We start from the raw sequence: 22,589 nt of genomic DNA on the forward strand, positions 1-22,589 counted from the left end.
TACCGATCGCAATTCGCAGGTCACACAGCTGATGCGAAGCTCAGCCACAGATAACTAGGGATATCTGAGGTTTTGCGGTCGGCTTTGTGCGAGGTGGTTGAAAACGGCCGTTTCAGCTCGCGGCGGGCCCGATCGTCTCCGTACCGTCACGTCATCAATTCCGATGACAACGACGAACGGACCACCCGATGACCGTCACCAGATCGCTCACCCTGACCGCGCTCGGCATGATGGCCGCCACCGGCTTGATCAGTCTCGGCGCCGGCGTGGCCAACGCCGACATTGCCGAGATCTCCCCGACGCCGGAGGTCACCATCGACACCCCGGCGCACGACGGTGACAACGCCGTACGGGCCGCACCGTACGGCGAAGTGCAGGCCCAGGGTGTCGTGCGCGACTGCAAGATGGACGTGGTGTGCGCTCAGGGCAAGGTCGCCGACTCCATGGAGGCCATCCCGGGCTCCAAGGCGGCACCCTTCAACCTCGAATCCGATGGAGAGTTCATCTTCGATCCGCCGATCGGCGACTGGACACCGCTGGCCCCCTGATCACCCCGTGCCGGTCGCCGCCTGCGACTGCAGTTCGGCGACCACCTCGGCGGCGCGGTGCACCTGCCCGATGTCATCCGATGTCGGGATCAGGTGCACCTCGTCGGTGCCGATGGCGGCGAACCCGCGCAGGGTCTGCAGCAGTTCGTCCTGACTGCCCGACCATCCGGTCGTCGGGGCGATGGCGTCGACGAACTCCGCCGGAATCCAGTTCATATAGCGCAACAAGTGCCGATGCACCTGGGCCCGAGCGGCCTCGGGTTCGCCGATCGCGAACCAGAATGACGTCGCCAGAACAGGTTTGGGCTTGCCGGCGGCGGCCCAGGCGTCGCGGGCCACGTCGTAGAGTTCGTTCTGCTTGTCCAGATCGAGGTCCAGTGTGGTGCCGGCCAACCCCGAGGCCCAGCCGGCCGCGCTGCGCAATGTCTTGGGGCCGATGGTGCCGACCATCAGTTCGGGGCCGCCCGACTGCACCGGCGGCGGCCCGACCGGCAGCACCGAGTCGGTGACCTTCTCCCCCGCCCACACCCGCTGCATCACCGCCACCCGCTCTGCCATCCCGCGCATGGTCTGGGTCGCCGGATCCGCACCCGCGGCGTGGTAGTCCTCATGGCGGCCACCCACACCCAGGCCCACCGTGAGCCGGCCACCGCTGATCAGATCGCCGGTGGCCAGTGCCTTGGCCAACGCCACCGGGTGGTGCAACTGCGGGACGATGACCGTGGTGACCAACCGCACCCGGTCGGTCCAGGCGGCCAACGCGCCCAGCAAGGTCAGCGAGTCCGGATTGTCGAAAGCCATCCGTTCTCCCCAGCACAGCGCCGAGAACGGTCCGTCGTCGATCACCTTCGCCCAGGTCCGCAGGGTTGCCGCGTTCAGGTCCGGTTCCATCACCGGCATCGTCATTCCGACTCGCACGTCGGCGATTCTGACATGCACGCGGGCGCGGCCCGGGCATTTGCGGGGGTTATCCCCCACCAGGCTCGCGGGGAAACGCGGTGTCGCAGGCCGCTCCCGGTCCATAGGTTGGTCACATGGTCGCAATCACGTCCGATCCACCAGTCACCGTCACCTCAGATCAGCCGGCACGCCGCCGCATCGAGCACATCGGTGTCGTACCCACCGCGTCGATGGTCACCGGCGCCTTCCTCGCCGTGGTGTGGTTCTGGATTCCCCTGTCCATACTGATCATCGGGGTGTCGTCGATCTTCTCGATCGTCGGTTTCCTGATCGCCGCCGTGGTGTTCATCTACCTGATGCGCGGTGTGGAATGGGTGGAGCGGATCCGCAGCGAGGCCGTGTTCGGCATGCAGATCGCGGTGCCGCGCCGCCGGCTGACGCACTACACCGGCTTCCAGGGCTGGGCACACCAGCAGTGGCTGGACGCCGGCAGCGCCCGCTTCTGGAAATCGACGGCCCATCACTTCCTACGGATGACCTACGACATGCTGGCCACCGGGTTGGCCGTCGCGTCGCTGGTGTTTGTGTTCCTCGGCCCGGCCGCGGCCCTGGCGATCCGGCGCAGTGATGACGATGCCGGTCTGCGGTTCATCTCGCCGGCGCTGACCGGGGTGCTGGCGGTACTCGCCCTGGCGGTGGCCGTGACGATCCTGATCTTCGCGCCCGCATTGGATGCCAGGATCGACCGGTGGCTGTTGTCCGCGTCGCCGACCACGGCGCTGCAGCATGAGGTGAGCGCGCTGTCGCAGGCCCGCGAGGGTGCGCTGACCTCGGCACAGACCGAACGGCACCGCATCGAACGCGATCTGCACGACAGTGTGCAGCCGCGACTGGTGTCGCTGGCAATGACGATCGGGCTGGCGCAGACCAAACTGGACAGCGACCCGCCCGCGGCCCGCAAGCTGATCTCCGAGGCACATACCGAGGCCATGAGCACGTTGGCCGAACTGCGAAATGTGGTGCGCGGTATCGCCCCGACCATCCTGGCCGACCGCGGCCTGGACGCCGCGCTGTCGGCCGTCGTGCAGCGCACCGAAAACGCAGGGGTCCCGACGAAACTCGACATCCATCTGCCCGCCCGACTGCCCGCCGAGGTCGAGGCGTGCGCGTACTTCGTGGTGGCCGAGGCGTTGACCAATGTCGCCAAGCACGCCGGCGCCAGCCAGGCGGTGGTGACGGTCCGCGCCGACGAGGCGTCGAACTCGTTGTATGTCACGGTGTTCGACGACGGCCGCGGCGGTGCCCATATCGGTACCGACGAGGACGCCACCGGCCTGCGCGGGCTGGCCGAACGGGTCCGCGCGGCCCGCGGCACGTTCGAGGTGTCCAGCCCCGCAACCGGCCCCACCATCGTGACGGCGGTACTGCCATGCGCATCGTGATCGCCGAGGACTCGGCGCTGCTGCGCGCCGGGATCGAACGCATCCTGACCGACGCCGGACACGAGATCGTCGCCGGTGTACCCGATGCCACCGGTCTGCTGCGGATCGTCAACGAGCATCACCCCGAACTGGCAATCCTGGACGTGCGGATGCCGCCCACCTTCACCGACGAAGGGATCCGCGCCGCCGCGCTACTGCGTTCGCAGAATCCCGAATCACCGGTGCTGGTGCTCTCCCACTACGTCGAGGAACGGTATGCCGCGGATCTGATCGCCTCGGACACCAAGGGTTTCGGCTATCTTCTCAAGGATCGGGTGGCCGATGTGCCGGCGTTCCTCGATGCCGTCGAGGTGGTCGGTTCCGGGGGCACGGTGCTCGACCCGGAGGTGGTGTCCCAGATCCTGGTGCGCTCCCGGCGCCGGGCCGCCCTGGATGCTCTGACCACCCGCGAACGCGATGTGCTGCAGCTGATGGCCGAGGGTAAGACGAACTCGGCAATTGCTGCGGGCCTGCATATTTCGGTGGGGTCCGCCGAGAAGCACATCGCGTCGATCTTCACCAAATTGCAGTTGAGCCACGATGACAGCGAGAACCGGCGGGTGCTTGCCGTGTTGCGCTTCCTGGAATCCTGACCCCGCCGAACCGAGAGGCACACTCGTGACCACCGTTATGAACGAACCGTTTCCGCCCGCCGGCCCGCCGCCGCTGTCCCCGGGTGGACGCACCGCGGTCCGCGCCGCACTGATCGTGGCCGGGGTGGCGGTCATCGTCATCACGCTCGCGCTGCTGACCGCCGCCGCGGTGGGACTCAGCGCCTTCCGGCTGGTGACCGACCACCACACCCTGCCGGCCACCATGCGGACGCTGACCGTCGACACCGCCGCGTCACCGATGGCGGTACGGATCGTCTCCGACAGCAGTGCCACCGAACCCCGGGTGGACGTGCGGATGGTGACCACCGACCGTCGCGAGCGAGAGGAGTTGACGGTCACCAATGACGCCAACGGCACTCTGGTCCGGGTGGCCGCCCAGACCGGCTTCCTGGCCTGGGGCGATCCCGGCGAGGTCACCGTCACGGTCCCGCCGGAGCTGGGCCGCCAGTTGGCGGTGACCGTCCGGCAGGAGACCGGGGTGTTGCTCGCCGAGGCCGACCTGGACGAGCTGACCGCCACCACCGCCGACGGTTCGGTGCTGCTGCGCGGTGCGGTGCGCCGCATCGAGGTACGCGCCCAGGACGGCGATATCCGGGCCCGCCAGCCGATCTCGGTGGGTGAGTCGTTCATCGCGTCCACCCTGGACGGCGATGTGCAGGTGCGATTCTCGGACGCGCCGGCGCGCATCGATGCCAGCACCCGCGACGGTGACGTGTCCATCGCGCTGCCCCCGCCCGGGCCGTACCTTGTGCGCGCTCAGTCCGGTGAGGGCACCGCCCTGGTGCGGGTGCCCGAGACCACCGACGCCGCGCGCGCCGTCGCCGAGGTCACCGCCCGCTCGGAGAACGGCGAGGTGTCGGTGGAGACGAACCGGGCCGTCGGGCGCTGATCTGTGCGGGGCTACCGCCTCGGTACCTGGGCATCGAGGCGGTGGCGCAGCACCGCGACCCCGTCGCCGTGTAGCCGCGCCAGCACCGCGGGTCGGTGCCCCAACACCGTCACCAGTTCGGCGGCTCGGCCCGAAACGCCCGGCCCGCGGTTGCCATGCGACCAGTCCGCATCGGTGGCGCGAAGGCGCAGGCCACGGCTGTTGCGGAAGGCCGGCACGAACGGATTCGGCAGCGTCACTTGGGTGTTCAGCACCGCGACAACATCCTCGACCGGAATGTCGGGCTCGCGACCGAGTGCATAGAGCATATCGAGCTCGTGGGTGATGTGGTCGCCGAGCAGTAACCACTTCGGGAACAGCACACCCAGCCCGCGGGGTTGTGCGACCAGGCGGTGGAAGTCGTCGAGCAGTTCCCGCGGCGGACGGGCAGCGGCCAGTGTGGTGGCCAACGTGGTGTTGGCCGGGTCGAATGCCCAGCGGTGGCGCCGTAGCTCGGCGACGAAAGCCGCTACCCCGGTGCTCATTCCGACAACCAGGTGGGCGAGGACCTCATGGTTGGTCCACTCGTCGCACAGGCTGGGAGCCGCCCACTCGGCGGCATCGAATGTCGAGAGCACCTTGAGCAGCCGGGTGTCGTTGCGGCGCAGCCGGTCACGAACGGACATCGAGGTGCTCGCGCAGGAAGGCGATCTGGTCGGCCAGCACACCGTCGACCAATGGCGGATGGTAGATCGCGAAATGGTCCGACGGATACCGCTTGACCGTGCCGTTCGGGGCGTTCTCGGCCACCCGGATCGCGTACGCCGGGTTCATCAGGGTTTCTTGGTCACAGGCGCACACCAGGATCGGCGCCGCAACACGGCGTGCCGCCGGGAGTGCGGAGGTGGTGATCATCGTCAACGCATCCGAGGCGGTGATGCGGTTGTCGAACTCGCCGCCGGCCGGCACGGTGGAGTTCCATCCCTCCAGCGCGCCGGGCACCGTGACCAGCGCCGAGGTGCCGGGCGGCCCGACGATCGGGATGTGCCGGCGGCCGCGGCGGACGGCCCGGCGCAGCAGGTCCTCAAGGATGAACGGCGTCAGCCGCAGGGCGTGCCGGACACCGAGGCGCCGCGCGGCCCCCGGCCCGGACACGATGGGGCACTGGATGATCGCGGCCGCCACCTCGGGGTGGCCGGCCGCGGCGCGCACCACGTTCATCGCGCCCAGGCTGGTCCCCCAAAGCCCGACCCGGCGGGCGTCGATGCCCGGGTGCGCGGTGAGCCACGCAAATGCCGCGCGCACGTCGTCGCACTGCGCGGGGATCGAGATGCGTTGCCGTGGTTCACCGCCGGAGGCACCGGTATGTCGGTAGTCGAAGGCCAGGGTGGCGATTCCGGCGGCCGCAAAGGCCTGTTCGTAGGTGGCCAGCATCATGTCGTGGGTGGCACCGAGTCCGTGTGCGAGCACCACGGCGGGGTGCCGAACGGCATCCGGTGGGATGGTCAGCCAACCCGCACACCGTATACCGCGGGAGAGGAAGTCGATTCGTCGAGTGGGGATCGAGGTCAACATGACACCTACCTAATAAGTACGTTGTACGTATGAGGTAGATTCCAACACGTACGTCGTACTTGTCAAGAGGTCAGGTGATCATGCGCGCACGGTTCACCGCGGACGAGATCGCCGCGACCGCGTTACGCATCGTCGACGAGCAGGGACTCGGCGCCCTGAGCATGCGGGCGCTCGCCACCGCCCTGGGCACCGGACCGATGACGGTCTACAACTACGTCGCCGACAAGACCGGCCTGGAAGAGCTCGTCGTCGCCGCGGTCGTCGCGGACGTTTCGATCCCCGCTCCCACCGACGACTGGCGCGCCGATGTCCACGCCGTCGCCCATGCGATGTGGCGGGGCGTGCGCGCCCACCCCGCGGCGTTGCCGCTCGTGCTGACGCGGCGGATGTCCTCGGCGACCGGGTTCGCGGTCGCCGACGCGCTCGTCGCGGCGCTCAACCGCGCCGGCCTGTCAGATCGCGATCGGCTGGCCGCATTCCACGCCGTGCTGGGTTTGGTCACGGGCGCGGCGCAGGCCGAACTGGCCGGTCCACTCGGCCGGGGCGCGACCTCGGCACGGGAGGCCGCCGAACATATCGGGACGTTGGCGGGCAACGAGTTTCCGCATATCGCCGAGCTGGCAGGCGTGGCGATGGAGACCCCGGTCGAGCAGGATTTCGACCGCGGACTGCAGATGCTGGTGGCCGGGATCGCCGCAGCGGTCAGCTAGGCGCGTGTCCGCGATCGGACTCCTGGCCCAGATAATCGCGGGCAAGTGCGCCGACGTGATCCGGCAGGGCCCCACTGGCGACATCGGCCAGGCTGGTCTCCTCCAGCACCGACCGCATACTGGCCCGCAGGGCCCGCCAGACATCGGTAAGCGCCGCCGTCGGACCGGAGTACGGCAGATCGCCCAGTCCGATATCGCGGACGCTGGCCAGCGGGCCGTCGATACAGCGCAGGACATCGGCAATGCTGATCTCGGCCGCCGGCCGGGCCAGTTCGTAGCCGCCGTCGCGGCCGCGGTGACTGCGTACCAGCCGATCGGTCCGCAGATCAGACAGGATGTCGACCAGGAACTGCGCCGGGATGCCCTGCGCCTTGGCCAGATCATCGGTTTTCACCAGGTCACCGGGCGCGGCGGTGGCCAGCTGGACCATGGCGCGGACGGCATACTCCGCCTTCGCCGACATCCGCATACCGCGAATTCTGCCATTGCCCGCGGTCGTTACGGTGCAGCGCCGACGGCATCGGCCCAGATCTGGTCGGCTTCGACGTCATAACGCTGATCATGCACGGCCTGGGCGACCAGCAGCCGGCCCGTCGAAGTCAGGTGAGTTCGCATCGCGTGCAAGGCATCCGGTGGCCGGTTGCCGATGATCGCCGCGATGATCGGCCGGTGCTCGGCATCGATCTCGGCCATCGTGCGTTGCGTCGTGGCACCGAGCAGCCGCGTCGATTCGCGCATGGACCGCACGATGACCCGCGCCCGGGCATTACCGGCGGCGGCCAGGATGTCGTCGTGCAGCAGTTGGTCCTGCGCGGCGAAGGTGCGTACGTCACCGGCTGCCGCCGCAGCCTGAATCCTCTCCATCCGCTGCTGCAGCCGGGTCGCCAGGTCGCCATCGCAGCGCTGGGCCGCCCGGGCGACCGCCGGCAGCTCAAGGGCCAGTCGGATGGCGAAGATATCGGCGATCTCGCGTGGATCGGGCAGTTGGATGCGGAATCCCTGGCGCGCCTCGAAGCGGATGAGGCCGACTTCCTCCAACCGCAGCAGCGCATCCCGCACCGGGGTGCGCGAGATGCCCAGCGCGGCGGCGAGTTGGTACACCGAGTACTTCACGCCGGGCTGCAGGACGCCGGTGTCGAGGGCGGCACGCACCGCCTCCATGACCTGCTCGGTACGCCTGCCGTCCGCGGCGGGCAGGGGCGCCAGCTGCAGCGGGGCCTCCTCCGCCGTGCTCATGGCCGCACTCTAGCAATGTCGGGGCGTTTGTAGCATGCTAGGGTTTGTAGCATGCTACGTTCGGCGGCGGTGGACTCGCTTCGGGATGCGCTCCATGTGGCGGGCCTCGGTGACGTCCGCGTCGACGCCACCTCGCGGGCGGCCTACTCCTCGGACGCCTCGCTGTACCGGGTCACCCCCAAGGCAGTCGTCTTCCCCCGCGATGCGGGCGAGGTCGCGGCGGCACTGTCGGTCTGCCGAGCCGAGGGCGTCCCGCTGACCGCACGGGGTGCCGGCACGTCGATCGCCGGCAACGCGATCGGTGCCGGGGTGGTGCTGGACTTCAGCCGCTACATGAACACCGTCATGTCGGTCGATGCCGAGACCCGCACCGCCGTCGTACAACCCGGTGTCGTGCAGGCCGCCCTGCAGCGTGCCGCCGCACCGCACCGCCTCCGGTTCGGACCGGATCCGTCCAGCCACACCCGCTGCACCATCGGCGGGATGATCGGTAACAACGCTTGTGGGTCAAGGGCTCTGGGTTATGGACGCACCTCGGACAATGTCGTCGGTGTGCGCGCACTGACCGCATCGGGTGCCGAGTTGACGCTGGGCTCCGGACGTCCGGTGTCGCCGCTGCTCGATGAGTTGGAGGCACTGACCCGCACCGGACTCGGCACGATCCGCACCCAGTTCGGCAGGTTCGGCCGCCAGGTGTCCGGTTACGCACTGGAGAACCTGTTGCCGGAGCACAAATTCGACGTCAGCCGGTTGATCGCGGGTAGCGAGGGCACCCTCGCCGTCCTGACCGAGGCCACCGTCCGCCTGGTCGAGGAGCCCGCCCACCGCATGCTGGTAGTGCTGGGGTATCCGGATATCGCGGCGGCCGGTGACGCCACCCCCGCCATTCTGGAACACCACCCGACGGCGTGCGAGGGCATCGATTCGCGCATCGTCGATATCGTGCGGGAGCGCAAGGGCGTTGCCGCCGTGCCGCCGCTGCCCGACGGCGGCGCGTGGGTGTTCATCGAGGTGGTCGGCGACACGCTGGCGCAGGCCCGGGACCGCGCCGCACGGGTCGGGACGACCTGCGCCGCAATGGATTACCTGGTGGTCGAGGACTCCACCCGGGCCGCGGCGCTGTGGCGCATCCGGGAGGACGGTGCCGGCCTGTCGGCGCGCAGTGCTCGGGGCCGGCCCGCGCACGCCGGCTGGGAGGATGCCGCCGTCCCGCCGGAGCGTCTGGGTGACTACCTGCGTGACTTCGACGCGCTGATGGCCGATTTCGACGTCACCGGGATGCCGTACGGGCATTTCGGCGACGGGTGTATGCACATCCGGATCGACCTGCCGCTGGACCGCCCCGGCGGGACCGCGGTGTTCCGTGAATTCCTGTTCGCGGCGGCGCAGTTGGTCGCCGGTTACGGCGGGTCACTGTCCGGCGAGCACGGGGACGGTCGGGCCCGGTCGGAGTTGCTGCCACTGATGTACTCCCCCGAGGCGCTGGCCCTGCAGTCCGCGGTGAAGCAGACCTTCGATCCGGAGAATCTGCTCAACCCGGGGGTGTTGGTGGACCCGGCACCGTTGGACGCCGATCTGCGGATCCCGGCGGCGCCGTCGATCCGCCGCGATCTCGCGCTGGCATACGCCCATGACGGCGGTGATTTCACCCAGGCCGTGCACCGCTGCACCGGGGTGGGACGGTGCCGGGCCGACAACATCACCACCGGTGGGGTGATGTGCCCGTCGTATCTGGCCACCCGGGAGGAGAAGGACTCCACCCGCGGCCGCGCCCGGGTGCTGCAGGAGATGATCAACGGCACCGATGTCACCGGCGGCTGGCGCTCCCCCGAGGTGCATGAGGCGCTCGATCTGTGCTTGTCCTGCAAGGGATGTGCCTCGGACTGCCCGACCGGGGTGGACATGGCCTCCTACAAATCCGAGGTGCTGCACCAGAGTTACATGGGCCGGCTGCGTCCGATGTCCCACTATTCGCTGGGCTGGTTGCCGCGCTGGGCAATGCTGGCCGCCGTCGCACCCCGCGCTGTCAACGCGGTCACGCGGCGGGTCGGCGGCATGGGGCTCACCGCCGCGGGTGTCGATGCCCGCAGGCACATCCCGCCGTTCGCGCGGCAGACGTTCCGGTCCTGGTTCGCCGCCAACGTCCCTGCCGACAGTCCCGGTGACGAGGTCGCACTGTTCGTCGACTCGTTCACCAACTACTTCACCCCCGAGGTCGGGATCGCCACGGTGCGCGTCCTGCAGCACGCCGGTTATGCGCCGCGGCTCACCCACAAGCAGCAGTGCTGCGGATTGACCTGGATATCAACCGGTCAGCTCGACGCAGCGCGGCGCATCCTGGGCCGCACGGTCGATGCGCTGCGGCCCTTCGCCGACCGTGACGTGCCGATCGTGGGTATGGAACCCTCGTGCACCGCGGTGTTGCGCGCCGACGCGGCCGAACTGATCGGGCCCGCTGCGGCGCCGGTGGGTGCTGCGACGCGGACGTTGGCCGAACTGCTGACCGCGCGTGGCTGGCAGCCGCCGTCGCTGGCCGGCGAGCAGGTCGTCGCGCAGCCGCACTGTCACCACCACGCGGTGCTGGGCTGGAGTCCCGATGCCGCGCTGCTGCAGGCCGCCGGCGCCGAGGTCACCAAGCTCGGCGGATGTTGTGGCCTGGCAGGTAATTTCGGTGTCGAGAAGGGACACTACGAGGTGTCGGTCGCGGTGGCCGAGCAGCAGTTGCTGCCGGCGGTCCGTGCTGCGGGTGCCGAGACGGCGGTGCTGGCCGACGGGTACTCATGCCGGACACAGCTCGACGATCTGACCGACCGGCACGGTGTGCACCTGGCGCAGCTGTTGGCCGCGCGGCTGCCTCAGTGAACCCAGCTGCGCAACGGACCCGTCATCGACCGCACCGATGCCGGCTCCGGTATCCCCGGGTCGCAGTCCGGTGCCCGCTGCGGGTTGCCGTATTCGACCGTCAGCGGCACCACGCCCGCCCAGGCCCCGGCCGCGATGTCCTCGTCCGGGTCCTCGGGCCAGCCGTCGCTGACCTTCAGCGACCAGTTGTCGGCGGTGATCGGCAGCCGCAGCGCCAGGCTGGCCGACAACTCGCGGCGGGTGCTGGGGCGTAATTCGCCGACCCGGCCGGGGATGAAGGCGTCGGTCAACGCCTCCAGAGACTTCGGTTTGTCGGACACCGTCTCGAACACCCCGAACAGGGTGGCGCTGCGATAGTGGAACGAGGACTCGAACCCGCTGCGCGCCACCACGACTCCGTCCAGCGTCGTCACCGACACGGCGGCCGGCGCGCCGTCGGCGAGCGCCCGCAACCACGGCGAGCCGGTGGAGCCGTGGATCACCAGATCGTCACCGAGGCGGGCGAACCCGATCGGGAAGGCGACAGGATGTCCGTCGCGGATCAATGCCACCGTCGCCAACGGCGTGCTGTCCAGCAGCGCGTCCAAGCCCGCGCGATCGGTTTGTTGCTTCTCCCGCAGACGGGTCACCCGAGTTTGTGGCTGTTCGGTACTCACGGGTGACAGCTTGGTCGGTCGCGGCGTCTTTCGCACCGCGTTTTACCGCAGCGTCGGCGGTGCCGTGAGCTCGGTGTCGGTCCATCGGGCCGCCGAGGCGTGCCCGAGCAGCAGCTTGCCGTAGAAGACCGGCGCGAACCAGGGCATCGCGCTGGACGGCCCCAAAGCCCGATCCAGCGCGATACCGCCCACCGTGCCGGCCACACCCAGCAGCCGACGGTACCGGGGCACCGACCGGATCAGCGCGGTGGAGGCGAGCAGGTAGGCGTAGTGCGCGGCGGCCCAGACGGCCCTGCCGTCGCGCTCGCCGCGGTCCACCCAGGCGATCGCGGCCGGGTGCAGATGGGCGGCCGCGAACTTCAGATGGTCCCGGTCGGTCTGCCCCGGACGTTCGTACCACCGGGCGCAGGCCCGGGTGTTGTTCGCCCACAGTCCGCCCCACAGGTCACCGGCCAGAGCATCGACCACCAGTTCGTCGCCGGTGCCGAGCTTGTGCCGGGACAGCCGGTGCGCGGCGAGGCTGCCCACCGCGCCGAGGGTCAGGGTGATGGTGTTGTCGGTGCGAGTCGCCTCGGGTCCGACGAAGTCATTCCACTGTCTGCGTAGCCACGTGCGCACGGCTCCATTGTGCCGACGCCCGGCTGCCACACTGGTGGCATGGCTGACACCCCGCCCCCACGTACCGGCGGCAGCGAGGTCGAGACCCTGCGCGGTTTTCTCGACTACCTGCGGAACTCCATCGCGGCGAAGGTCGACGGGGCACCGGAGACGCAGGTGCGCACCGCGCTGGTGCCGTCGGGAACCAATCTGCTCGGCCTGCTCAACCACGTCACCGTCGTCGAACGGTGGATCTTTCTCGGCGCTCAGATCACCGACTGGCCGGCGACCTTCCGGGCGGCCGACGGGGACAGCGTCGCCGATATCGTGACGCGTTACCGGGAAACGGTGGCGCGGGCCAACGAGGTGCTCGATCACTGCACCGATCTGTCCGAGCCGGTGCCGGGCCGCAGATCGCCCAGTGTCCGTTGGGCGCTGACCCACATGATCGAGGAGACCGGCCGGCACGCCGGACACGCCGACATCCTGCGCGAGTTGATCGACGGCGCGACCGGACGCTAGTGCGCGGTGGTGACCGCCAGGACCGCGTCGGCCAGTTCCGGCCGGCACACGATCAGGTCGGGCAAGGAGACGTTGTCCTGGTTGTAGACCAGCGGCGACCCGTTGATGCGCGAGGTGAACAGGCCGGCGGCGCGGGCGACGGCGACCGGGGCCGCCGAATCCCATTCGTACTGCCCGCCGGCGTGCACATAGACATCGGAAATGCCCTGCACCACGGATGCGACTTTGGCTCCGGCCGAACCCATTTCGACCAGGGTGCCACCGAGCGCGTCCTTGACCGCCAAGGCGAGCGCCGGTGGCCGGGTGCGCGACACCACGACCCGCGGAGCCCCCGGCGCGGCCGACGGGGCGGCGACGGTCGGTGTGGCCAGGGTGATGCCCTGCGCTGGCAACGCGACGGCGCCGGCGATCAGCTCGCCGGCCTCCCACAGGGCCACGTGCACAGCCCAGTCCTCGCGGCCCAGCTCGGAGAACTCACGCGTGCCGTCCAGCGGATCGACGATCCAGACCCGGTTCGCCCGCAGTCGGGCCTTGTCGTCGGCCCCTTCCTCGGACAGCACGGCATCACCGGGCCGGTGTTCGGCGAGGGCGGCCATCAGGAAATTGTGGGAGCTCTTGTCCCCGGCCGCCTTCCGGTCGGCGGCCTCGGCGTCGGCGAACTCGACCCGCACCCCGAGCAGGAGTTCACCCGCTTCGGTGGCGAGTCTTGCCGCCAGCTCATGGTCGTTTTCGCTCATGACCGCTTGCTTAACAGGTCGACAACCTCCTGCGCCAACTCCTCACACGGCCGGTCCGGCGTCAGTCGCAGATCCGGGTTCTTCGGCCGCTGGTAGGGGCTGTCGATACCGGTGAAGTGGGTGATTTCACCACGGCGAGCTTTAGCGTAGAGACCCTTGGGATCGCGGCGTTCGCAATCCTCCAGCGGGGTATCGCAGAACACCTCGTAGAAGTCGAATCCCTGTTCGGTGTGCACCGTGCGGGCCAGCTCGCGATGCGACTCCAACGGGCTGATCGCCGGGACCAGCACGATCTGCCCCGAGTCGGCCAGCAGGGTCGCGATATGGGCCAGCCGGCGCAGGTTCTCGGCGCGGTCGTCCATCGAGAAGCCCAGATCGGCGTTCAGGCCGTGCCGCAGATTGTCCCCGTCGAGCACGTACGCCGGGCGACCGGCTGCCAGCAGCTTCTGCTCGACGAGCATTGCCACCGAGGACTTTCCGGATCCGGACAGACCGGTGAACCACACTGTGGACCCCTTGGACAGCCGGTCGTCGGCGGTCACCAGGTTCTGGTGGCGCACCGCATTGGGACTGGCGGCCCGATTGGCGGCGGGTTCGGTGTCACGCACCATGCCGGCGGCGACGGTGCCGTTGGTATCGGGGTCGATCAGGATGAACGATCCGGTCGCCGGGTTGCGGGAGTACTCGTCGAGCAGCAGCGGCACCTGGGTGCGCAGGGTGACGCGGCCGAGTTCGTTGAGCTTCAACGCCGTTGCGCTCTTGTCGCGGTGCAGCGTGTTGACATCGAGGCGGTAGTCCAGTGCGGTCACCCGGGCCCTGGTGGTGCGGGTGGTGTGCTTGATGACGTAATCGCGGCCGGGTTCCAGTGCGGCTCCGTCGGCCATCCAGCAGACGGTGGCGTCGAACTCACTCGTGACATCGGGCTGGTTGTTCGGCCGGGCGATCATGTCGCCACGCGAGATGTCGATATCGTCGGCGAGGCTGATCGACACCGCCATCGAGGCGAACGCCTCGTCCACCGGCCCGGACGGCCCCGCAATCGCGGTGATGCGGCTGGCTTTTCCGGCAGGCAGGACGACGACATCGTCGCCGATGCGCATGACGCCGCCGGCGACGGTACCCGCGTAGCTGCGGTGATCCGCATGCTCGTGGGTCTGCGGCCGGATCACGTACTGCACCGGGAAGCGGACATCGACGAGGTTGCGGTCACCGGCGACATACACCTCTTCGAGGTGGTTCAGCAGTGCCGGGCCCTCATACCAGGGCGCCACATCGGATTTGGAGACGACGTTGTCGCCGTTGAGCGCCGACAGCGGAATGGTGGTGACATCGTGGATGTCCAGACGGGCCGCAAACTCGTGGAAGTCGTCGCGGATCTTGTTGAACCGCTCCTCATCCCAGTCCACGAGATCCATCTTGTTGACCGCCAACACGATGTGCTGGATACCGAGCAGCGAGGCCAGGAAGGCGTGCCGGCGGGACTGTTCGAGCAACCCGTGCCGGGCGTCCACGAGCACGATCACCAGCTGCGCCGTCGAGGCACCGGTGACCATGTTGCGGGTGTACTGCACATGGCCCGGGGTGTCGGCGATGATGAACTTGCGCTTGGAGGTGGCGAAGTACCGGTAGGCGACGTCGATGGTGATGCCCTGTTCGCGTTCGGCGCGCAGGCCGTCGGTCACCAGAGCCAGGTCGGTGTAGTCGTTTCCGCGTTCCTTGGAGGTCCGCTCGACGGCGGCCAGCTGATCCTCCATGACGGCCTTGGAGTCGAACAGCAGCCGGCCGATCAGTGTGGACTTGCCGTCGTCGACGGAGCCTGCGGTGGCGATTCTCAGAAGCGTTGCCATGTCAGAAATACCCCTCGCGCTTGCGGTCTTCCATCCCGGCCTCGGAGATCCGGTCATCGGCGCGGGTCGCGCCACGTTCGGTCAACCGCGACACCGCGGTCTCGGCGATCACCTCGGAAACGGTGCCCGCCAACGATTCCACGCAACCGGTGCAGGTGACATCGCCGACGGTGCGGAATCGCACGGTCTTCTCGATCACCGGCTCGTCCTTGCGCGGCTGCAGGAATTTGTGCACCGCCAGCAGCATGCCGTCGCGCTCGAACACCTTGCGCTGATGTGCGTAGTAGATGGACGGCAGCTTGATCTTCTCGGCCCCGATATAGGACCAGATGTCGAACTCGGTCCAGTTCGAGATGGGGAACGCCCGGATGTGCTCCCCCTTCTTGTGCCTGCCGTTGTAGAGATTCCAGAGTTCGGGGCGCTGCGCCTTGGGGTCCCACTGGCCGAACTCGTCGCGGAAGCTGAACACGCGCTCCTTGGCGCGGGCCTTCTCCTCGTCACGGCGCGCGCCGCCGAACGCGGCGTCGAACTTGTTCTCCCGGATGGCGCGCAGGAGCGTGAAAGTCTGCATCGGGTTGCGCGACGGAATGGTCTCCACGACGCGGCCGGCATCGATGTCGTCCTGCACCTTGGCGACTACCAGGCGCACCCCACTCTCGGCCACCAGCTCGTCGCGGACCTGCAGGACCTCGTCGAAGTTGTGACCGGTATCGACGTGCATCACCGGGAACGGCAGTCGGCCGGGCGCGAACGCCTTCACGGCCAGATGCAGCATGACGATGGAGTCCTTGCCGCCGGAGAACAGCAGCACCGGCTTCTCGAACTCCGCGGCGACCTCGCGGATGATGTGTATGGCCTCTGCCTCCAGCGCACGCAGATGGCTCAGCTCGTACCGGGCGGCTGCGGGGTCGAGATCGGCGGAGGCCGTCATCGCATCTCCATAAAGTTGGTAGATATGACCAGAATTGCAATCATGGTTGGGTATTAAACCGGCGGAGCTGCCCCGATGTCAATGAAACGGTCGTCGTCAGCGGCCGGTGACGTGCGATCCGGCGCTGCCGGGCAGCCGCAGTGACTCGATCAGCGTCACCGCCAGCAAGCCACCGAGCACCAGGAATGTCACCGAGTAGGACGCCAGCAGGCTCACCAACAGGGCCGCGATCGCGATACCGAGTCCGGCGGCGAGTTCCTGCACCGAGGCGTTGAGGGTGTTGGCGTGGGTCAGGTCGTCGCCGTCGACATCGGAGAAGGCCAGACTGTTGTAGGCGGTGAACCCGATCGAGCGGAGCGCGCCGCTGACGTAGAGGATCACGGCGATGACGGCCACCGGCATGCCGGGCTGCACGAATGCCAGCAGACCGAAACACCCAACCGAGACGATGCCGTTGACCACCAGCACCGTGCGGATGCCGAAGCGGCGCATCAACGGGGTGGTCGCCGGTTTGATGGTCAGGTTGCCGATGAACAGTGCGGCCACCATCAACCCGGCCTGAAACGGCGTCCACCCGAACTCCAGGACGAACATCAACGGCAGCAGGAACGGGACCGCGGTGATGACCATCCGATAGAGCGACCCCGCGGTGACGGTGATCCGCAGCGTTCGGACACGCAACACCGGCAGCTTGATCAGCGGTGCCTCGGTGCGCAGCAGATGCCGTAGTGCCAGTCCCAGCAGCACCACACCGCCCAGACCACACGCACCGACCAGCACCCAGTCGGTACCGGAGATGCGGATGCTCTCCAGGGCCATCAGCGCCGCGGCGATACCTCCGCTGAGCAGCAGCATGCCCGACCAGTCCAGTTTCCGGGTCGATGCCACCGGGGCACCACGAACCAGCTTGAGCGCCAGGACAAATCCGAGGATGCCGAGTGGGATGTTGACGATGAATATCCACCGCCAACTGCCCACTGTCGCGATGGCCCCGCCCAGTACGGGCGCCAGCACCGGTGCTGCCAGCGCCGGCCAGGTGAGCAGGGCGATGGCCCGCACCAGATCGGTCTTCGAACTGTTGCGCAGCACCGCCAGCCGCCCGACCGGGACCATCATCGCGCCACCGATGCCCTGGGCAACGCGCATCCCGACCAGCATCGGCAGCGAGGTGCTCATCGCACAGCCGATCGAGGCGAGGGTGAACACGGCGATCGCGGCGAGGAACACCCGCCGGACACCGAACCGGTCGGCCATCCAGCCGGTGGCCGGGATCAGCACCGCAACCGTCACCAGGTACGCCGAGATCGCGACGTTGACGTCGACGGGTTGGACGCCGAACGAGGTCGCGATCAGCGGGATGGCCGGCGCGATGATGGTCGCGTCGAGGATCTCCATGAAGAAGGCCCCGGCGACCAGGAGCGCCATTCCGCGCGGGAACGGGGTCGGGTTCTGGGGCGCTGACACCGCAGGCAATCTAGTCCGGGACCGGCGATCTGCGCACATCCGGTAACGCTGAGCGTTACCGGATGTGCGTAAATCACTAACTGATCAGCGGCGGCGTGCCGGGTTTGAGGGCGGGCCCGATGGCCGTGCCGGCGCCGGGGGCCCGTCCCCTGCCCCAGCCGATCCGCTCCCGGTAGCTGCCCAGCAGGCCGCGACGGACCAGGTCCTGCTCGTCGGCCCCGGACTGCGGGGTGACGTACGGGGAGACGAACAGCGCGTCGACGGGGCAGTTCGCCTCACACTGGAAACAGGTCTGGCAGTCGTCCTGCCTGCTGATCACCGGGATGCCCGCACCGTCCCGATCGAAGACGTTGGTCGGGCATACGTCCACACATTTGTCGCAGGCGATGCAGCGCTGCGCGGAAACCAGCTCGATCATCGCGTGACTTCCCCCGTCGCTTCGCTCGCCCCAGCGGCCACCGGCCGCCCGGTCACGGCGGTGGGCCGCACCCAGATGTCGTCGAGGCCGCCGGTGACGAGGCGGTGGTGCTGTGCCGGGTCCTGGCCGGGATGATCCAATCGCTTGGCCATCCCCCGTGTCTCGGGACGCGCCAGCGCCGTCCGGTACATCCACCGTGCGTGTGCGACCATCGCCGCGGCCTGCCGGTTGCGCACCGTGACCTCGCCCGTCCCGCCCACCGATCCGCGGATATCGGACCAGATCTCGTCGAGGGCGTCGACGGCGGTGGTCAGCACGGCACCGCGGCGCAGATAGTTCTTGTCATACGGCAGCACCTCACGCTGCAGCGCGGCGATGACCTCCCGGTGATCGGCGCCGCGGCCGCCGGAGTGCGGCCGAATGCCTACCGTACCGACACCGGCCACCGGCCGAACCGCTGACGGTCCGAGGTCACGCGTGTACCGGGCAGCGCCCCGTCCGGCCCAGTTGCCCGACGAGATCGCCCAGGCGGCATTGTGGCTACCGCCTCCGGTGAACCCACCACAGATCAGCTCACGGGTGGCGACATCGCCGGCGGCGAACAGGCCGGGCACCGTGGTGGCGCACTCGTCGTCGACGATGCGGATGCCACCGGTGCCGCGCACGGTGCCCTCGGCCAGCAGGGTCACCGCGAATCGCTGGGTGAACGGATCGACACCCATCCGGTCGAAGGTCAGGAAGAAATTCGGTTGAGCGCGCCGCATTGCCGCCTGGTTGTCGGCGTCCGCCCGGTCGATCTGACAGAAAACCCTGCCCCGCAACAGTTCCGCGGCGATCGGTGACCGGTTCTGTCCACCCGCGCCCTCCAACACGCTGCCGTCCTCGCGGTAGAAGGTGGCGAACTGGTAGAAGGCGGTCTTGGTGACCGAGGTGCCTTCCGGGGCGATGCCGTACGCGTTGGAGAACTCCATTCCCGACAGCTGGGCACCCGCCTCGACGGCGAACAGCGTGCCGTCACCGGTGTTCACATCGCAGCCCAGCGCCTTGGACTGGAAGGCGCATCCGCCGGTGGCCAGCACCACCGCGCCGGCGCGCACACGATAATCACGGTCGTGCCGGCGCCGGTATCCGGTGGCACCCGCGGCAGCACCGGCACGGTCGACCAGTAGTTCGGTGACCGGACTGTGGTCGAGTATCCGGACCCCCGCGCGGCGCACCAGAATACGCATCCGGCGCATGTATTCGGGGCCCTGCAGTCCGTTGCGGAGTTGCCGGCCGTCGGGCCCCACCGGGAAGGGGAAGCGGGCGGCGTGTGCGAACTCGTTGATGCGGTCGTAGGTTTCGTCGAGCACCCGTGATGCCCATCGGTGATCGGCCAGCTCGCCACCCAGCGCATCGCGGCCGTCGATCGCCTGCGCCCGCAGCTCCGGATCGGGCGGGACGTACCAGACACCGGTACCTGCCGACGCCGTCGCACCGCTGGTGCCGCAGTAACCCTTGTCCGCCAGCACCACATCGGCACCGTCGCGGGCGGCGCGCAGCGCCGCCCAGCACGCCGCCGGCCCCCCGCCGGCGACGAACACATCCGCGGTGAACTCTTCGACATCTGCTCCGGACACAGCGAAACCCCCTGAAAACGACCATGTTCGAGTGCGGGATAGGACTCACCGTAGGACGGTGACCCACACACGGCCACGTCTGCGATCGTGCCGATTAAAATCGCCGCTCTCGGAAAGCATTGTCGCCGCGCCGTCGCGCTCACAGGATCGCTGGAATGAAGATTCGCGCATTGGCTCTGGCCGTCTCGGCGCTGCTGCTCGCGGCGTGTGGGTCGTCCTCGGAGACCGCGAGCACCGCTGACGGCCGCACCATCGTCCGCTACCAGGGCTGGGCCAGCCAGGTCACCTACCCCGAACTCGCAGAGAATCTCGGCTATTTCGAGAAGATCAAGCTCAGCTGGGTGGGCAACACCACCAGTGGACCGCAGAACATCCAGGCCACCGCCACCGGCGATATCGACGTCGGCGGCGCGTTCAACGGCGCGGTGGTGAAACTGGCTGCCGCGGGCGCGCCGATCACCTCGATCATCGGGTACTACGGTTCGGACAAGGAGAATTTCACCGGTTACTACGTGCTGGAGGACAGCCCCATCCGGTCGGCCCGCGACCTGATCGGCAAAAAGTTCGGCATGAACACCCTGGGTGCTCACCAGGAGTTCGTGATGCGCGAATGGCTTGACCGCGAAGGTCTGTCCGCCGAGGAGATCAAGCAGGTCGAACTGACGGTGGTGCCGCCGGTGAATGCCGAACAGACACTGCGGCAGGGCAATATCGATGCCATCGCACTGTTCGACATCTGGCGCGACGAGGCCGTCGCCCGCGGCGGGATCCGTCCGCTGTTCACCGACGGATCGTTGTTCGGCGATTTCACCTACGGCACCTACATCGTGCGAAACGATTTCCTGGAACAGAACACTGAGGCCGTGGCCGATCTCACCCAGGGCACCGCGCGGGCCGTCAGATGGGCGCAGGTGACCCCACGCGAGCAGGTGATCATCAAGTTCAAGGAGATCATCAACCAACGCGGCCGCAACGAGAACGCCGAGAAGGCCGACTACTGGAAGAGCACCGGTGTCGCCGAACCGGGCGGGGTCATCGACCCGAAGTCGCTGCAACTGTGGATCGACTGGCTGGTCCGCAACGGTGAGCTCGAGCAGGGCACACTCACCCCGGAGGACTTCTACACCAACGAGTTCAATCCCTATGCAAACGGGACCTATCCCGGCGATGCGGGCCCTGATGGCCAGGCCCTCGGCAGGTGATGCGGCGCCCGGTCCGCAGGTATTGCACCGGGCCATCGCGATCCTCACCGCGGTCGGTGAGTCCGCCGACCAGTTGACGCTGACCTCCATCTCGGCTCGGACCGGCCTGCCGCTGAGCACGGCATACCGGCTGAGCCAGGCATTGGTGCACGGCGGCCTGCTGGAGCGTTCGGCCGACGGTGACCACTACCGGGTCGGCGCGGGCATGGTCGCGCTGGCAGCACCGGCCCTGCACCGGCTCAATGTGCAAGCCCTTGCCCCGCATCTTCATTCGCTGGCCGGTGATATCGACATCACCGCGAATCTGGGCGTGCCGGAGGACGATGAGGTGGTCACCGTCTGCTCCGCACGGCCGGTGCACAGGTTCTGCGGGAATCAGCTGCCCGGGGCCCGGCAGGCATTGTCGGGCAGCGCCATGGGGATGGCAATGCTGGCCTTTGATCGTGGTGTCAACAACAGTGCGATGGAGCAGGTACGCCGCCTTGGTTACGCCGAGAGCACCGGGCCGCAAGGCGCCCATGTGCGTGCCATCGCGGTGCCGGTTTTCGGCGGGGACGGACGGGTATGGGGCTCGGTCGGGGTTCAGGCGCTGCGACGCCGGCTGACCGACGACGTGGTGCGCGACATTCTGCCGGTGATGCGCCGGCACGCGCGGCACATCGGATCCCGCCGGAACTTAAGTTCACCCTGATCCTCTCTCACATCGTGAAAGGCGCATTTCGGGTGCGTTCGGCTGCTGTTGATCATGAGACGGTACCCAGCCCGACTGCCAACAGGGGGATCACGATGAGCATCACCGTCGAAAAGCACAGTGCACCAGCAGGTTCGGAGACACTACGGTTCACACCCGTCGCCGGTCACATCGGCGCCGACGTCAACGGCATCGACCTGCGGCATCGACTCACCGCACAGCAGGTCGACGTCATCCGAACCGCGCTGCACCGGTACAAGGTGCTGTTCTTCCACGATCAGCAGATCGAGCATGCCGATCAGATCGCCTTCTCGGCGCGATTCGGTGCCGTCACCCCGTCGCACCCCTACGATGACGAGGCGCCCCAGGGGTTTCCGGAGATCCTCGCGGTCGACAGCCGTAAATACGCGCGCCGATTCGGCAAGGTCAGATACAGCTACGACAACAAGTGGCACACCGACGTCACCGCGCTGGTCAACCCACCCGCGGCGACGATACTGCGGGCCGATATCGTGCCCGACCATGGTGGCGACACCCAGTGGACCAACCTGGCCGCCGCCTACCGTGGATTGGCGGAACCGTTGCAGCGCCTGGCCGACGGACTGCGCGCCGAGCACCGTTTCGGCGGTCGCCACCCGCAGTGGGCCTACGACAGCAGCTACGCCGAGAAGACCCGCTCCAACCCCATCGTCACCGAACACCCGGTGGTGCGCGTACATCCGGTCACCGGGGAACGTGCGCTGTTCGTGACACCCGGGTTCACCGCGCGCCTGGTCGGACTGTCACCGGCGCAGAGCGACCGACTTCTCGACCTGTTCTTCGACGAGGTCACCAATCCGGCGTACACGGTGCGCTTGCGGTGGCGTGCGGGCACGGTCGCCTTCTGGGACAACCGCGCCACCGCCCATCTGGCGCCGACCGATCTCGATGATGTCCAGACGACCCGGGTGCTCTACCGCACCACCCTGGAGGGTGAGGTGCCGGTGGGCCCGGACGGACTGCCATCGGTGTCGATTGCCGGGGCCGAATTCCGGGGCGCGGAATCCGCCACGACCTAATTCATCGGATTGGATTCGGGCGGAGGCAAAGGGTTCACCGCGTGCTGCGGCGC

General features: G+C 68.2%; 23 protein-coding genes. 10 read left to right on the forward strand and 13 right to left on the reverse strand.

Annotation, left to right across the window (positions count from 1 at the left end):
* Positions 1-188 precede the first annotated feature (188 nt).
* A complete protein-coding gene (locus tag ACLBYA_RS00380; protein ID WP_447707376.1) occupies positions 189-548 on the forward strand; it encodes a hypothetical protein in 360 nt (119 codons plus the stop codon).
* On the opposite strand, the gene ACLBYA_RS00385 is transcribed toward ACLBYA_RS00380, so the two are convergent.
* Positions 549-1,454, reverse strand: coding sequence for an LLM class flavin-dependent oxidoreductase (locus ACLBYA_RS00385; RefSeq protein ID WP_447707755.1), 906 nt, complete (start codon positions 1,452-1,454; stop codon positions 549-551).
* Between the two features lie 128 nt (positions 1,455-1,582).
* Here ACLBYA_RS00385 and ACLBYA_RS00390 point away from each other — a divergent pair, with 128 nt between their 5' ends.
* From ACLBYA_RS00390 to ACLBYA_RS00400, 3 genes are read left to right on the forward strand one after another with little or no spacing between them, the layout of a single operon-like run.
* On the forward strand, positions 1,583-2,890 hold the full coding sequence (locus ACLBYA_RS00390) for a sensor histidine kinase (RefSeq protein WP_447707377.1): 1,308 nt from the start codon (positions 1,583-1,585) through the stop codon (positions 2,888-2,890).
* Positions 2,878-3,522, forward strand: a complete 645-nt coding sequence (locus ACLBYA_RS00395) for a response regulator transcription factor (protein WP_447707378.1) — start codon at positions 2,878-2,880, stop codon at positions 3,520-3,522. Before ACLBYA_RS00390 ends, ACLBYA_RS00395 begins: the two co-directional genes overlap by 13 nt.
* A gap of 37 nt (positions 3,523-3,559) precedes the next feature.
* The gene (locus ACLBYA_RS00400; RefSeq protein WP_447707379.1) at positions 3,560-4,432 is read left to right on the forward strand and encodes a DUF4097 family beta strand repeat-containing protein; all 873 of its coding nucleotides are present in this window, start codon (positions 3,560-3,562) and stop codon (positions 4,430-4,432) included.
* Between the two features lie 11 nt (positions 4,433-4,443).
* Here the strand turns inward: ACLBYA_RS00400 and ACLBYA_RS00405 are convergent, their stop codons facing one another.
* Positions 4,444-5,097, reverse strand: coding sequence for a maleylpyruvate isomerase family mycothiol-dependent enzyme (locus ACLBYA_RS00405; RefSeq protein ID WP_447707380.1), 654 nt, complete (start codon positions 5,095-5,097; stop codon positions 4,444-4,446).
* The gene (locus ACLBYA_RS00410) at positions 5,084-5,986 is read right to left on the reverse strand and encodes an alpha/beta hydrolase (RefSeq protein WP_447707381.1); all 903 of its coding nucleotides are present in this window, start codon (positions 5,984-5,986) and stop codon (positions 5,084-5,086) included. Before ACLBYA_RS00410 ends, ACLBYA_RS00405 begins: the two co-directional genes overlap by 14 nt.
* An 80-nt stretch (positions 5,987-6,066) precedes the next feature.
* Here ACLBYA_RS00410 and ACLBYA_RS00415 point away from each other — a divergent pair, with 80 nt between their 5' ends.
* Entirely contained in the window at positions 6,067-6,696 is a 630-nt protein-coding gene (locus ACLBYA_RS00415; RefSeq protein WP_447707382.1) for a TetR/AcrR family transcriptional regulator C-terminal domain-containing protein, read from the forward strand.
* Here the strand turns inward: ACLBYA_RS00415 and ACLBYA_RS00420 are convergent.
* Both ACLBYA_RS00420 and ACLBYA_RS00425 read right to left on the reverse strand, forming a co-directional pair.
* Positions 6,689-7,165, reverse strand: a complete 477-nt coding sequence (locus tag ACLBYA_RS00420; RefSeq protein WP_447707383.1) for an Rrf2 family transcriptional regulator — start codon at positions 7,163-7,165, stop codon at positions 6,689-6,691. The two genes, ACLBYA_RS00415 and ACLBYA_RS00420, sit on opposite strands and share 8 nt — an antisense overlap.
* A gap of 29 nt (positions 7,166-7,194) precedes the next feature.
* Entirely contained in the window at positions 7,195-7,932 is a 738-nt protein-coding gene (locus ACLBYA_RS00425) for a GntR family transcriptional regulator (protein WP_447707384.1), read from the reverse strand.
* A gap of 51 nt (positions 7,933-7,983) precedes the next feature.
* Here ACLBYA_RS00425 and ACLBYA_RS00430 point away from each other — a divergent pair, with 51 nt between their 5' ends.
* Positions 7,984-10,794, forward strand: a complete 2,811-nt coding sequence (locus ACLBYA_RS00430) for an FAD-binding and (Fe-S)-binding domain-containing protein (RefSeq protein ID WP_447707385.1) — start codon at positions 7,984-7,986, stop codon at positions 10,792-10,794.
* On the opposite strand, the gene ACLBYA_RS00435 is transcribed toward ACLBYA_RS00430, so the two are convergent.
* On the reverse strand, positions 10,788-11,450 hold the full coding sequence (locus tag ACLBYA_RS00435; RefSeq protein WP_447707386.1) for a pyridoxamine 5'-phosphate oxidase family protein: 663 nt from the start codon (positions 11,448-11,450) through the stop codon (positions 10,788-10,790). The genes ACLBYA_RS00430 and ACLBYA_RS00435 overlap by 7 nt on opposite strands.
* A 42-nt stretch (positions 11,451-11,492) precedes the next feature.
* A complete protein-coding gene (locus ACLBYA_RS00440) occupies positions 11,493-12,068 on the reverse strand; it encodes a hypothetical protein (protein WP_447707387.1) in 576 nt (191 codons plus the stop codon).
* A 39-nt stretch (positions 12,069-12,107) separates the two neighbouring features.
* Here ACLBYA_RS00440 and ACLBYA_RS00445 point away from each other — a divergent pair, with 39 nt between their 5' ends.
* A complete protein-coding gene (locus tag ACLBYA_RS00445; protein WP_447707388.1) occupies positions 12,108-12,569 on the forward strand; it encodes a DinB family protein in 462 nt (153 codons plus the stop codon).
* Here the strand turns inward: ACLBYA_RS00445 and ACLBYA_RS00450 are convergent.
* The 6 genes from ACLBYA_RS00450 to ACLBYA_RS00475 form a co-directional block, all read right to left on the reverse strand.
* The gene (locus ACLBYA_RS00450) at positions 12,566-13,306 is read right to left on the reverse strand and encodes a 3'(2'),5'-bisphosphate nucleotidase CysQ (protein WP_447707389.1); all 741 of its coding nucleotides are present in this window, start codon (positions 13,304-13,306) and stop codon (positions 12,566-12,568) included. The two genes, ACLBYA_RS00445 and ACLBYA_RS00450, sit on opposite strands and share 4 nt — an antisense overlap.
* Entirely contained in the window at positions 13,303-15,153 is a 1,851-nt protein-coding gene (gene cysN / locus ACLBYA_RS00455) for a sulfate adenylyltransferase subunit CysN (RefSeq protein WP_447707390.1), read from the reverse strand. The genes ACLBYA_RS00450 and cysN overlap by 4 nt, the downstream gene beginning before the upstream one ends.
* Before the next feature lies 1 nt (position 15,154).
* Complete coding sequence (cysD, locus tag ACLBYA_RS00460) at positions 15,155-16,084, reverse strand: sulfate adenylyltransferase subunit CysD (protein WP_447707391.1); 930 nt, start codon at positions 16,082-16,084, stop codon at positions 15,155-15,157.
* Positions 16,085-16,180: 96 nt separating this feature from the next.
* The gene (locus ACLBYA_RS00465) at positions 16,181-17,509 is read right to left on the reverse strand and encodes an MFS transporter (RefSeq protein WP_447707756.1); all 1,329 of its coding nucleotides are present in this window, start codon (positions 17,507-17,509) and stop codon (positions 16,181-16,183) included.
* A 115-nt stretch (positions 17,510-17,624) separates the two neighbouring features.
* The gene (locus ACLBYA_RS00470) at positions 17,625-17,966 is read right to left on the reverse strand and encodes a 4Fe-4S dicluster domain-containing protein (protein WP_447707392.1); all 342 of its coding nucleotides are present in this window, start codon (positions 17,964-17,966) and stop codon (positions 17,625-17,627) included.
* Positions 17,963-19,585 (reverse strand): FAD-dependent oxidoreductase, encoded by a 1,623-nt coding sequence (locus ACLBYA_RS00475; RefSeq protein ID WP_447707393.1) that lies wholly within the window; start codon positions 19,583-19,585, stop codon positions 17,963-17,965. Before ACLBYA_RS00475 ends, ACLBYA_RS00470 begins: the two co-directional genes overlap by 4 nt.
* Before the next feature lie 155 nt (positions 19,586-19,740).
* Between ACLBYA_RS00475 and ACLBYA_RS00480 the strand changes: the two genes are divergently transcribed.
* The 3 genes from ACLBYA_RS00480 (at position 19,741) to ACLBYA_RS00490 (ending at position 22,536) form a co-directional block, all read left to right on the forward strand.
* The gene (locus ACLBYA_RS00480; RefSeq protein WP_447707394.1) at positions 19,741-20,787 is read left to right on the forward strand and encodes an ABC transporter substrate-binding protein; all 1,047 of its coding nucleotides are present in this window, start codon (positions 19,741-19,743) and stop codon (positions 20,785-20,787) included.
* Complete coding sequence (locus tag ACLBYA_RS00485) at positions 20,765-21,478, forward strand: IclR family transcriptional regulator (RefSeq protein WP_447707395.1); 714 nt, start codon at positions 20,765-20,767, stop codon at positions 21,476-21,478. The genes ACLBYA_RS00480 and ACLBYA_RS00485 overlap by 23 nt, the downstream gene beginning before the upstream one ends.
* Positions 21,479-21,573: 95 nt before the next feature.
* Entirely contained in the window at positions 21,574-22,536 is a 963-nt protein-coding gene (locus ACLBYA_RS00490) for a TauD/TfdA dioxygenase family protein (RefSeq protein ID WP_447707396.1), read from the forward strand.
* Positions 22,537-22,589 lie beyond the last annotated feature (53 nt).

The organism is Mycobacterium sp. C31M (assembly GCF_053345865.1).